Annotated in this window: 12 protein-coding genes; 2 read left to right on the forward strand and 10 right to left on the reverse strand. The window is 73.9% G+C overall.

What is annotated here, in order from left to right; genetic code table 11:
* Positions 1 to 108: 108 nt before the first annotated feature.
* The 4 genes from fxsA to ACFWUQ_RS29605 all read right to left on the reverse strand — a co-directional run bounded on the left by fxsA (position 109) and on the right by ACFWUQ_RS29605 (position 4,048).
* A complete protein-coding gene (gene fxsA / locus ACFWUQ_RS29590) occupies positions 109 to 687 on the reverse strand; it encodes an FxsA family membrane protein (RefSeq protein WP_384544132.1) in 579 nt (192 codons plus the stop codon).
* Between the two features lie 101 nt (positions 688 to 788).
* Positions 789 to 1,607 carry a polyprenol monophosphomannose synthase gene (locus tag ACFWUQ_RS29595; protein WP_384544134.1) on the reverse strand — a complete coding sequence of 273 codons (819 nt, stop codon included), beginning with the start codon at positions 1,605 to 1,607 and terminating at the stop codon, positions 789 to 791.
* 305 nt (positions 1,608 to 1,912) lie between these two features.
* On the reverse strand, positions 1,913 to 3,541 hold the full coding sequence (locus tag ACFWUQ_RS29600; protein WP_384544136.1) for an amidohydrolase: 1,629 nt from the start codon (positions 3,539 to 3,541) through the stop codon (positions 1,913 to 1,915).
* 66 nt (positions 3,542 to 3,607) lie between these two features.
* Positions 3,608 to 4,048 carry an Lrp/AsnC family transcriptional regulator gene (locus tag ACFWUQ_RS29605; RefSeq protein ID WP_384544154.1) on the reverse strand — a complete coding sequence of 147 codons (441 nt, stop codon included), beginning with the start codon at positions 4,046 to 4,048 and terminating at the stop codon, positions 3,608 to 3,610.
* Positions 4,049 to 4,265: 217 nt separating this feature from the next.
* Here ACFWUQ_RS29605 and ACFWUQ_RS29610 point away from each other — a divergent pair, with 217 nt between their 5' ends.
* The gene (locus tag ACFWUQ_RS29610; RefSeq protein ID WP_384544138.1) at positions 4,266 to 4,724 is read left to right on the forward strand and encodes a hypothetical protein; all 459 of its coding nucleotides are present in this window, start codon (positions 4,266 to 4,268) and stop codon (positions 4,722 to 4,724) included.
* Positions 4,725 to 4,796: 72 nt separating this feature from the next.
* On the opposite strand, the gene ACFWUQ_RS29615 is transcribed toward ACFWUQ_RS29610, so the two are convergent.
* The gene (locus ACFWUQ_RS29615; protein ID WP_384544140.1) at positions 4,797 to 5,888 is read right to left on the reverse strand and encodes a phosphotransferase family protein; all 1,092 of its coding nucleotides are present in this window, start codon (positions 5,886 to 5,888) and stop codon (positions 4,797 to 4,799) included.
* Between the two features lie 67 nt (positions 5,889 to 5,955).
* On the reverse strand, positions 5,956 to 7,089 hold the full coding sequence (locus ACFWUQ_RS29620; protein ID WP_384544142.1) for a hypothetical protein: 1,134 nt from the start codon (positions 7,087 to 7,089) through the stop codon (positions 5,956 to 5,958).
* A gap of 316 nt (positions 7,090 to 7,405) precedes the next feature.
* Between ACFWUQ_RS29620 and ACFWUQ_RS29625 the strand changes: the two genes are divergently transcribed.
* Positions 7,406 to 7,594, forward strand: coding sequence for a hypothetical protein (locus ACFWUQ_RS29625; RefSeq protein WP_384544144.1), 189 nt, complete (start codon positions 7,406 to 7,408; stop codon positions 7,592 to 7,594).
* 360 nt (positions 7,595 to 7,954) lie between these two features.
* On the opposite strand, the gene ACFWUQ_RS29630 is transcribed toward ACFWUQ_RS29625, so the two are convergent.
* The 4 genes from ACFWUQ_RS29630 to ACFWUQ_RS29645 all read right to left on the reverse strand — a co-directional run bounded on the left by ACFWUQ_RS29630 (position 7,955) and on the right by ACFWUQ_RS29645 (position 11,423).
* Positions 7,955 to 9,127: an acyl-CoA dehydrogenase family protein gene (locus tag ACFWUQ_RS29630; protein WP_384544146.1), complete on the reverse strand. Its 1,173-nt coding sequence runs from the start codon at positions 9,125 to 9,127 to the stop codon at positions 7,955 to 7,957.
* A 147-nt stretch (positions 9,128 to 9,274) separates the two neighbouring features.
* Positions 9,275 to 9,994, reverse strand: coding sequence for a TetR/AcrR family transcriptional regulator (locus tag ACFWUQ_RS29635; protein ID WP_384544148.1), 720 nt, complete (start codon positions 9,992 to 9,994; stop codon positions 9,275 to 9,277).
* A 115-nt stretch (positions 9,995 to 10,109) separates the two neighbouring features.
* Positions 10,110 to 10,886 carry a class I SAM-dependent methyltransferase gene (locus ACFWUQ_RS29640; RefSeq protein ID WP_384544150.1) on the reverse strand — a complete coding sequence of 259 codons (777 nt, stop codon included), beginning with the start codon at positions 10,884 to 10,886 and terminating at the stop codon, positions 10,110 to 10,112.
* Positions 10,887 to 11,261: 375 nt separating this feature from the next.
* Positions 11,262 to 11,423, reverse strand: coding sequence for an SCO1431 family membrane protein (locus ACFWUQ_RS29645; RefSeq protein WP_384544152.1), 162 nt, complete (start codon positions 11,421 to 11,423; stop codon positions 11,262 to 11,264).
* Positions 11,424 to 11,565: the final 142 nt, after the last annotated feature.

Below are 11,565 nucleotides of genomic sequence, written 5' to 3' on the forward strand. Positions count from 1 at the left end.
GCCACACAGGGTGGCGGGGCCCCTCGGCTGTGCGCGCCGGCGGGAGAAGGCGCGGTGGGCGTGCGGATGCCGCCCCCGATGGCCGGGGGCGGCATCCGTACACCTGCGCTACGGGGTGAGGGGCGGGCGGTGACCCGTCCCGGATCCCGGTGCTGCGCCCGGCGGGTCCTCGCGGACGACCTCGCCGGGGACGACCTTGCCGTCGGGGTAGCGGATACGGGCCTGCTGGAAAGCGTCGCCGAAGGGTGTGGCGGAGACCGAGGCCATCCTGCGCTCCAGCGAGCGCGTCGCGCGGCGGCCGATCCAGGCCCGGACCGGCGGGAGCAGGCAGAGGAGTCCGGCCGCGTCGGAGAGCAGTCCGGGCAGGATCAGCAGGAGGCCGGCCAGCATGGTGAGGCCGTTGCCCTGGCCGGCCGGGGTGGCGGCGGGCTGCCGGCCCTGCTGCGCCTGCTGGAAGGTGTCCGTCAGGTTCTTGAAGGCGCGCCGTCCGGCCCGCTTGACGACCACCGTCCCGAGGACCATCCCGCCCGCGAGCAGCGCGGCCACGCCCAGGCCGCCGACCGCTCCGGCGACCAGGCCGAGCAGCCAGATCTCCAGGATCAGCCAGGCGGCGAGCGCCAGCGGGATAAAGGTACGGGCGGTGGTGCGCCGCCGGGGGGCCGTCGAAGTGGGAACGCCGGTCGTCATACCCCCCAGTGTGCAAGCTGCGGCGTAAGGACGACCTCAACCGGAGGTACCGGACGCCCCCTAGGGGGAGATCCCGGCCGGTGTGCGCCGGCTCCGCCCGCCTAGCCCTTGTCCGTGCCCTTGTCCGTGCCCGCGCCGCCGGTGCGGTCGTGCCCGGTGACCTTGCCCGCCAGCTTGGCCGCCTGGGCCTTCAGGCCCCACTGGGTGACCCGCCACAGGGCCTCCACCACGATGTCCTTGCTCATCTTGCTGTCGCCGAACTCGCGCTCGACGAACGTGATCGGGACCTCGACGACGCGGAAGCCCTTCTGCACGGCCCGGCGGGCCAGGTCGACCTGGAAGCAGTAGCCCGCCGAGGCGACCTCCGCCAGCCCCAGCCCCTCCAGGGTCTCGCGGCGGAACGCCCGGTAGCCGCCCGTCACGTCCCGGATCGGAACGTCCAGCATCAGCCGGGAGTACGTGGAGCCGCCGCGCGAGAGGATCTCGCGGCTCTTGGGCCAGTTGACGACCCGGCCGCCCGGCACCCAGCGGGAGCCCAGCACCAGGTCGGCGCCGGCCAGCGCGGTGAGCAGGCGGGGCAGTTCCTCGGGCTGGTGCGAGCCGTCCGCGTCCATCTCGACGATCACGCCGTAGCCGCGCTCCAGGCCCCATACGAAGCCCGCCAGGTAGGCGGCGCCCAGGCCCTCCTTGCCCTTGCGGTGCAGGACGTGCACATGGTCGTCGCCGGCCGTCAGCTCGTCCGCGAGCTTGCCGGTGCCGTCGGGGCTGTTGTCGTCCGCGACGAGGATGTGCGCCTCCGGGACCGCCGCCCGCACACGGCCGACGATCAGCCCGATGTTCTCCGCCTCGTTGTAGGTCGGAATGATCACCAAGGCCGTACCGAGCGGCCCGTAGGTCCGCTGTCCGCCGCCGTCACTCACTGAGACCCCTTTTGTGCTCTTGCACGTCCTGTACGTCTTGTCGCAGAGGATGACTTTAGAACAGTGATCGGGGCCCGCGGTCCTTCGGGCCGGTCGGACGCCCGCTGGCTGCGGGCCGCCGTGACCGTTGTCTACTGGACCGCCGGGCCCCGATCCGGGGCCACCCGCCGCCCGGCGAAACCTTCCCTCGCCCCCGAGGCGCGGGCGCGCTGAGCAGACGGATCCGTCCGGCGCGGACGTCCTGTGGTGGACCCGGCCGAACTTATCCGGGTCCGGCCGCCCGCACCGAACCGAGGCCGACCGGATCACCCCTGTGGGCGTACGAATACCTCCCGCCCGCCGACCACGGTCGACAGGCACACGGGCAGGTCCGCCCCGGGGGTCAGGTCGGGCAGCCCGGGGGTGCCCGACCGGGGGTCGGTGGACCAGCGGGCGACCCTGTCGTCCGGGGCCTGGACCACCAGTTCCGAGGTGCGCCACACCGCGTAGTCGGCGGGTGCGCCCGGGACCAGGACGCCCGCGTCGTCGCGGCCCAGCGCCCGCCAGCCGCCCCGGGTGTGGGCGGTGAAGGCGGCCCGTACGGAGATCCGGTGCTCGGGGGTGCGGTGGAAGGCGGCCGCCCGGACGGTGCCCCAGGGGTCGAGGGGGGTGACGGGCGCGTCCGAGCCGAAGGCCAGCGGCACGCCCGCCCTGAGCATGGCCGCGTACGGGTTCAGGGTGCGGGCGCGCTCGGCTCCGAGCCGGTCGGCGTACATGCCCTCCCCGCCTCCCCAGGCCGCGTCGAAGGCCGGCTGGACGGATGCCGTGAGGCCGAACTCGGCGAAGGCGGCGATGGCCTCGGGGGTCATCATCTCGGCGTGCTCGACGCGGTGCCGGGCCGCGCGCACGCGGGCGAGGCCGACCTTCGCGGCCGCCGACCGGACGCCCTCCACGACGGCGCCGATCGCGGCGTCGCCGATGGCGTGGAAGCCGGCCTGCAGGCCGGCCTCGGTGCACGCGGCCACGTGCTCGGCGACATCCCGCGCGTCGAGGTAGCCCGTACCCGTGTGGGAGGCGTCGGCGTAGGGGGCGTGCAGGCAGGCCGTGTGCGAGCCCAGGGCGCCGTCGACGAACAGGTCCCCGGCGGCCCCGACGGCCCCGAGCGCCTCGGCCTGGCCGAGGTCGCGGTCGGCCCAGTACCCGAAGACGCGCGGCCCCGGGATCCGGCCGGCCAGGTCCAGCAGGGCGGAGAAGTCCTCCGCCGAGGAGATGTGGGGGCCGCCGCACTCGTGCAGGGCTCCGATACCGAGGGAGGCGGCCCGCTCCAGGGCGGCCCGCTGCGCCTCGGCGCGCTGGGCGGGTGTGACGGCCGCGAGGGCCGCGGCGCGGACGGCGTGGTGGTCGTCCCGCGTCAGCGGCTCGTCACCGCGCGGGGTGACGCCGGGGACGAGGTCGAGCAGCGCCGTGGTCACCACGGCCGAGTGGACGTCGATGCGGCTGAGGTAGAGCGGACGGCCGCCCGCGGCCTCGTCGAGCTCCGTCCGGCGGGGTGCGCGGCGCTCGGGCCAGCGCGCGGCGTCCCAGCCGTGTCCGAGGAGCACCCGGTCGCCGGGGCGCCGCGCGGCGTACTCCCGTACGAGGTCCAGGGCGGCCGGGAGCGAGCGGGCACCGGTGAGGTCCAGCCCGGTGAGGGCGAGGCCGGCGGAGGTGGTGTGGACGTGGGCGTCCGTGAAGGCGGGCGTGACGAGCGCGCCGTCGAGGTCGACGACCTCGTCCACGCCCTGCGCGAAGGCGTCGGCCGCGCCCTCGGAGCCGACCCAGGCGACGCGGCCGCGCTCGACCACCATCGCGGTGGCGAAGGGGTCGGCGGGGCTGTGGACCTCGCCCCGGCGCAGGAGGACGGTCCGGGCCGGTGCTCCGGCGGCGTCGGGCGGGGTGGCGGTGCGGTCAGTCATGGGGACAAGTCTCCCGCGTCCCGCTCCCGCGTCCGACCGCCGGGGTGCCCGGGAGGGTTCAGGCCGCTACACCCGGGGCGGGCGGGCCTCGTACGGGGTCGAGAGGACCACCGTCGTGCGTGTGGAGACGTGTGCGAGGGCGCGGAGGCGGCCGAGGAGGTCCTCCAGCTCCAGGGGAGTCGCGACCCGGACCTTGAGGATGTAGTTCTCGTCGCCCGCGACGCTGTGGCAGGCCTCGATCTCGGGGACGCCGGCCAGCCGCACGGCGATGTCGTCGGGGGCGCTGGGGTCGAACGGTTTGACCGAGATGAACGCCGTCAGCGGCAGGCCGACGGCTTCCGGGTCGACCACGGCCGCGTAGCCGCGGATCACGCCGCGCTGCTCCAGGCGTCGTACTCGCTGGTGGACCGCCGACGTGGACAGTCCCGTGGCCTTGCCCAGGTCCGTGTAGCTCATCCGCCCGTCCCGCACGAGCAGATCCACGATCTGGCGGTCCAGCTCCTCCATTGCGCTCATAGCCGCTCAACCTAAGGCCCAAGGGTGCTCCAGGCCCAGTGCTGTCCGCCCACTGGAGGCATCTGCGCCAGGCATGTGACCAAGGCCACAGGGGTGTGCGGGCGTAGGCCGGCCGGTTGTGGTTACTCGTGCCGCGCGACGGGAAGTGCTTGCTGTGGCCGTGGTCGAAGAACCTGCCCGACCGGCCCACCCAAGGGGGAGTACATCCATGCCGAACACCAAGCGCGCCGGTCGCACCGAACCGGAGCCCCTGGAACTGCTCGAAGGCGACTACGCCGACGACGCGGACTACCTCGAAGACCTCGCGGAGTCCGAGGGTTTCGACATCCACCACGCGATCTGCCCCGACTGCGGCCAGTCGATCGCCCTCGTCGCGGACGAGGAGTTCCTGCCGCAGCACGCCCTCTGCCTGACCCCGTGGAACCCCTTCGGGCTCACGGTGTGCGCGGGCACCGGGCGCCCGGCGGGCGACGCGCTGCCCACGGTCGGGTGGCCGCAGCCGCAGGAGGGCGCGGAGCTGGAGCAGGTGGTGCACCTGTCCCTGCCCCAGGGCCTGGACTGGCGCACGCAGCCGTTCTCGCACGTCGGCGGCCCGGGGTCGCGCCCGGTCCACATGGTGCGGCCCGTCGTCCCGCAGACCCGGCAGCAGCACGCTCAGGCGGCCTGAGGGGGCCCGCTCCGCCCTCGGCCCGGGCGGGGGCCCCGGGCTCGGCGGCGGACCCCCCGCTGTGGCTTCCGGCTACCAGTACGTGCCGCGGACCATGGCGTCCAGGGCGGCGCGGTGCATGATCAGGCCGTCGGGGTCGGCCGGGACCTCGACCTCGCCGAAGTGCGCCTGCCGGTAGGCGATGCGCAGCATCACGACCCCGTGGCGCAGGGCGGCGTAGAGCGTGTGGAACTCCATGTGCCGGGGGGTGTGGCCGGTGAGCTCGGCGTACCGCCGCTCCAGGTCCTCGCGGCGCAGGAAGTCCGGCAGCCCCGGCTGGCCGAAGCCGACGGTGAGGTCCTGGAAGAAGCGGTGCAGGTACACCGTCCAGCCGAGGTCCACCTCGCGCGGGACGTACGCCGCCATCTCCCAGTCCAGGACGGCGACCGGTGTGAAGCCGTCGTAGACGACGTTGCCGATGCGTGCGTCGCCCCAGTTGAGGACCGCTTCGCCCTCGTCGTCGGGCCACAGCTCCTCCAGGCGGGCGAAAGCCCGCTCGATGAGGGGGGACGCCGCGAGTCCCGCCACCACCCAGGCGTAGTAGGCCCGTTGCGCCTGCACGTGCCGGCGCAGCGGGGTGCCCTCTCCTTCCGGGAGCAGGAACCGCGCCTCCGCGGGCGGGAACTGGTCGTGGAGGCGGGCCAGCAGCGAGACGCTCGCCTCCTGGAGGCCGGCGCGCTCGGCGTCGGTCGCGGAGTGCAGCCAGTTGCCCTCGTAGGTGTAGGGCATGACGTCGGGCGGCACCCTCCCCTCGGCGCGCGCCATCACGAAGAACGGCGCCCCGAGCGGGCCGGCATCCTCCTCCAGCCACTGCACGCGCGGGACGGGCAGGTCCGTGTGCGCGGCGACCAGGCGCATCACCCGGTGCTGGCGCGGCATGTCGTACGTCGGGAAGACGGTGTAGGCCGCCGGGTCGGCGGCGAGGCGCAGCGCGCAGGCGCGCAGGGGGGTGTCGGGGTGCTCTATGTCGAAGAGGAGGGTCTCGCTGGACATCCCGTTGGATGCGGGGACGCGGACACCGGTGACGCGCGCACCGGGGAGCCGGGTGTCCAGCCAGGCCGTGAGGAGCCGGCCGAGCTCCTCGGGCCGGCGGGTGGAGGTGCGGGGACGTGGTGCCGTTGCCATGGGTACCCCTCTGCTGCTGGAGACGGCCTGGGCGGGGCGCGAAGCGCCGGACGGAAGGGGGGCAGGGCTACGGGGCCACGGAGGAGTAGTCGGCGAAGCCGCTCGGGTCGTGCCGGCCGAAGCTGCCGTGCTCGAAGACGCCGTACCCGATGTGCCCGTCGAGGGTGAAGCGCGCCGAGTGGTCCGTGACCCCGAAGGCCGCCATGGGGTGGGCGCCGGGGTCGGAGAGGTCGTAGACCCGGCGGTCGCTCCATCCCCGGCCCTGCCAACTGCCGTGCTGCCAGTCGGCGGCGGGCGGGTAGCCGGCGCCGACGGCGAGCGGGGAGGAGTTCAGGATCTCCACGCGCAGTTCGAGCGGTTTGCGGGCGGGGTCGGTCAGGTGGACGACGGCGCTCTCGGGGTGCCTGCTGCCGGGCCGGTAGCGAATCTCCGTGTGCGGCCAGCCGAGTTGCACATCGGGGCGCCCGCTGCTCTCGGGGAAGACCTGCACGGCCTCGCTCAGCGTGCGGTGCCCGTCCGCGTCCTCCTGGGCGATCACCATGAGGAAGCGGTCCGCGAAGCGGACGGGGATCCAGAGCCAGTGGAAGCCCTCGGGACGGTACTCCTCGGCCGCCCGGCCGCCGTCCTCCCCCGGTATCGGCCGCACGCCCCAGCTGCGGTCGCGCGTACCGGTCCACTCCCCCGGTGCGAGGGTGAACTCCTCGCCCCCGGCCCGGATGGTGCCGGTGACACTGCCCGCCTGCACGAAGCGGCGGCCCTCCAGCATGAGCCGGTCACCGCGGCGTTGGACGTGGTGCGGCTCCCAGACCGCGGGGAACCCGGCGGTCCAGACGACCTCGTACGAGAGCCCGTGCGGGTCGTCGGGATCGGCCGCGCAGCGCAGGGTGAGCTGCTTGAGCGGGGCGTCGACGGTGATGGAGAGGGGGCCGACGGACAGGTTCATCCGGTCGTCGGTGAGGGCGTCCGAGGCGCGGACGGCGAGGAGTTCGTCGCCGAGGCGCAGGGTGGCGTACGCGTCGATGACGCCCGCGTTGGGATAGACCCCGAGCCCGAGGATCAGGACGGCCCGTCCGGCGTGGTCGAGGACGTGGAAGATGCAGCGGTCGTAGGCGTTCCGGTCGCCGCTGATCAGGTGCTTCATCGACAGGGGGGCCTGGTGGATCGGGTACTCGTCCAGTGCGATGGGCCGGTCGGCGGGCATGGCGAGCCTCCTGGGGCGGGTACGACGGACGGTCGGGCGGGCGCCTCGCCATATGACGGTACGTCAGAAACTAGGGTGCGGGACAGAGTCCTGGCACGTACTGCCACCCGGGCACACCGCGCCGCACGACCGGCCCGCACACCGGTCGGTACGCGCCCGCGGTCCCGCACGGGTCCGGGCCCGCCCCCGCACCCGCGTACACCTCGAACGGATACCCGGCACTCCGAGGCGGTTACTCGTCGGCGCGGTGTCGCGTTGGCCCTGTATGACCACGGTTGAGACTTCCACGCCACGGGCGGGTCGCCGGCGGCGGCCGATGCCGCCCGGCTACGAAGAATCGGTTCAGCAGGGGCTCCGGCAGCGGCACCCCGATCCGCCCATCTACAGCGCCTTGATCGCCCGCTGGACCGAGGACGGCAAGACCCTGCCGGGGCGGCGCGATCCGGAGTGGTCCCGAGTCGCCTCGTCCCCGATCTGGCCGAACGGTCCGCTCTTCGGCAGCTGACCGCCGGCCGACCCGCCGGCCTCCGGCTGCCCGCACCGACGTCGCCGGCTCCGGGCGGCGTATGCGCGGGCTCCCCCGCCCGGGCATGCCGTCGATGTCGGCGGGGTGAGCCCGGCGGCGTCGCGGGCGACCTGGCGCTCAGGGGCTGCCCCCCGCAGCCCCGACCCGGCCTCAGCCGAGCCGCAGCGGGCATTCGGATGTCCGGCCGATGCCAGGGTGCCAGCGGCCTCAGCGGATGCCCGACCGATGCCAGCGGGTGCCCGGCGCATGCCGGCGGGCGTCGGCCGACGCCGGCGGCTACCGGCAGGCGTCAGCCGCTGCCGGCAGCTGCCGGCCGGCACCCGCGGCTGCCGGCGGGTTTCAGCGGGTCTCCGGGCCTGCCAGGTGGCGGGCGATGACCATGCGCTGGATCTGGTTGGTGCCCTCCACGATCTGGAGCACCTTCGCCTCCCGCATGAGCCGCTCGACCGGGAAGTCCGCCGTGTAGCCGTAGCCGCCGAGGACCTGGACCGCGTCCGTGGTGACGGACATCGCCGCGTCGGTGCAGAAGAGCTTGGCCATCGCCGCCTGCCGGGAGAACGGCTTGCCCGCGTCCCGCAGCCGCGCCGCCGCGAGGTACAGCGCGCGCCCCGCCTCGATCTTGGTGGCCATGTCGGCCAGCATGAAGCGCAGCCCCTGGAAGTCCGCGATCGGGTGGCCGAACTGCTTGCGGTCCTGTGCGTAGACCAGGGCCTCGTCCAGCGCGGCCTGGGCGACGCCGATGGCGCAGGCGGCGATGCCCAGCCGGCCGGCGTCGAGCGCGGCCAGGGCGATGGTGAAGCCCTGCCCCTCCTCACCGATGCGGCACGCGTCCGGCACCCGTACGCCGTCGAAGTGCAGCTGGGCGGTGGGCGAGCCCTTCATGCCCATCTTCTTCTCGGGCACGGCGGCGGTCAGGCCCGAGGCGTCCCCGGGGACCAGGAAGGCCGTGATGCCCTTCGGGCCCTCGACCCCGGTGCGCGCGAGGACGGTGTAGAAGTCGGCGACCCCGCCGTGCGTGATCCAGGCCTTGGTGCCGGTGATGATCCAGTCGTCGCCGTCGCGCACCGCCTTGGTGGTGAGGGAGGCGGCGTCGGAGCCGGCGGCCGGCTCGGAGAGGCAGTAGGCGCCCAGCAGGCCGCCGCCGAGCATCGCGGGGAGGTGGGCGCCCTGCTGCTCCTTGGTGCCGTAGCCGGCGAGACCGTGGCAGGCGAGGGAGTGCACGCTGACGCCGAGCCCGACCGTCAGCCGGGCCGCGGCCAGCTCTTCCAGGACCTGGAGGTAGACCTCGTACGGCTGCTCGCCGCCGCCGGATTCCCCGTCGTACGGCAGACCCAGCAGGCCGGCCTCCGACAGCAGGGTGAAGACCTCGCGGGGGAACCGGCCGGACTCCTCCTCGTCGGCGGCCCGGGGGCGGATCTCCCGCTGGGCGATCTCGCGTACGAGTGCGAGGAGGTCCCGGGACTCCTCGGTGGGCAGCTGACGGTCCACCGGCTGCGGGGCGCGGTCAGTCATGGCGGCGCTCTCCTCCCTGGTCGGGCACGGCGGCGACGCGCGAGGTGTGGGACGCGCCGCCGGGTCTTGGTGCTCTCACAGCCGATGGTGCCCTTCCGGATCACGGAAGGCGCTGTTCAGCGGCTGCGGCGGGTTGAGTATGCCCGATCAGGGGCTTCCCGTCACCGGTGCAAGATCGTTCCGTTGCCCGTCCGTCTCCCCGTCCGCCGGTGGAGCGGGACATTGCGGGGCGAACTGCTCGATCACCGTGAGCGTCGCCCGCAGCTGGCGGACGAGCAGGGCTCCCAGCTCCACGCGGCGGGGCCATCCCGGACCCCCCGGACCGGTCTCGCGCGGGCCGCCCCCGCCCACTCCGCCGATCCACTCCAGCGTGATCCCCTCGACCGCCGAGAGCCATCCCACCAGCGCGAGCCGGGCGATCGGCGGGACGGTCCGGGTGCCGTAGGCGCCCTCGGCGATGGTGGCGACCAGCTCCTCGCGGACGGCGTCGCGGATGGCGAGCACCTCGGCGTCGGAGCCGACGCCCCCGGTGACGATCGTGCGGTACGCGGCCTGGTGGTGCTCGGCGTACCGGAGGTAGCCGTCGATGGTGCGGCGGACCCGTTCGGCGTTGGGGAGGTCGGTGTCCCCGCCGGCGCGGGCGACGAGCTCGGTCACGGAGTCCTCGACGATGGCGAGGTAGTAGCCGCGCTTGCTCTTGAAGTAGTAGTAGATCAAGCCCTTGGCCACGCCCGCGTGCTTGGCGATGTCGTCCATGTTCAACGCGTCGTACGAGGTGTCGGCGAACAACGTGCGGCCGATCGCTATGAGTTCGTCCCGGCGGACCTGCGAACGGCCGGTCGTTCCACGCTGTTGACTATTATTCAAATTCGGCCCCAGCCTCGAACTGCCACAGAATGCCCGCAGTATGGCAGATCCGACCGGACCGGCACCGGCACAACCGTAGGATCCGACGGAACCGCACCGCCCTCCGCGGTACGGGTCAGCCGGCCGTGACGCGGATCTTCGACTGCCCGTGGCCGAACCGCTCCCAGTCGTCCATGAAGCGGGCGGTGAGACCGTGGCGCGCGGCCAGGTCCACCAGGGTCCTGGTCCGGTAGTAGAAGTCCTCGCGCAGGACCTGGTGCTCGGCGCCCTCGGTGCGGTCGAAGGTGAAGTCGAACCAGCCGCCGGGGGCGAGGACCCGCTCCACGTGCGCCAGGCACTCGTCGATGATCTCGACGGGCGAGTGGGAGAAGACGCTGTGGGCGTGCACGACGTCGAAGTGGCGCTCGGGCAGGAAGTCCAGGGTGAGGTCGCGGGTCAGGGTCAGGTGGGGCAGTTTGGCCTGGAGGCCCTTGCGGGTGAGGGTCTCCTTCGCGGAGATGAGGATGTCGGGCGAGATGTCGATGCCGTAGTAGTGGCCGGCGTCGAGGTGCTCGATGAAGCGCCATCCGGCCCGCAGGTTGCCGCAGCCGATGTCTAGCATGCGGTGGCCCGGGGCGAGGCCGTGGTCCACGAGGTAGTCGAACTGCATCTTGCCGAGGGCCAGCCAGCGGTCGTGGTTCCGGCTGCCGACGGCGGCCTCCGGGTTGCGCCCGGCGTCGGAGGCCATGACGGCGCGGTAGTACGCGACGTGGTCGGGGTGCCTGCGGCTGAGCCAGGCGTCGCGGGCCGCGCGGCGCACGTACGGGGCGATGCGGGCGGGGTTGCGCAGCGCGTAGCGGACCCGGTGCGCGACGCTGGTGCGGTCGGCGTACAGGTTCTTGTTCGTGGCCATTGGCTTCCCCTGGGCTGGTGGGCGGAACGTTCGCGTACGGCGGGCACCGGCCGTGGCGGCGGCGTCCGCGGGCGGGCCGCGGCAAGGAGCGGGGTGCCGTTCGCGGTGCCGTCCGTGCGCTCCGGTCCAGCCTCGCGCGCCTCAGCCGAACAGGCAGCTGGAACGGGGCCCAGGGGTGAATCGGCGGCGCCCGGCGAGAGGCGGCGAGGGGCGCACCACCAGGCGCCGCCCCGCCCCGCCCCGCCGATCCACGGCGCCCCACCAGGCGCCGCCCCGCCCCGCCCCGCCGATCCACGGCGCCCCGGGCATACGAGGACGCCCGCCACGGGAAGCGTGACGGGCGTGCGGGGAGGCGGTGGGGCGGGGTAGCGGTGCCTACAGCCAGCCGATCTGGGTGACGAACATGGCGACGACCACCACGAGGACCCAGCCGAGTACGTGCTCCGCCCAGGAGGACTCCTCCTCGGGTCCGCCCGTGCGGACGAGCCGGCGGAGACGGGAGGCGGGGACCGATGCGGCGGCGGTGGTGGCAGTCATGATGTCCAATGTGCCAGCGTTCGCGGCCTTCGCGGTGGAGACGTTGCTCACGCGTGGCGCGCGTCACCCGCCGCCGCGAAACCCGGCCGACGTGCGGCTGGGCCCCGTACCGCACGCGTCTGGGCCCCGTAGCGCACGCGGC

The organism is Streptomyces sp. NPDC058662, assembly GCF_042716255.1.
GTDB lineage: Bacteria > Actinomycetota > Actinomycetes > Streptomycetales > Streptomycetaceae > Streptomyces.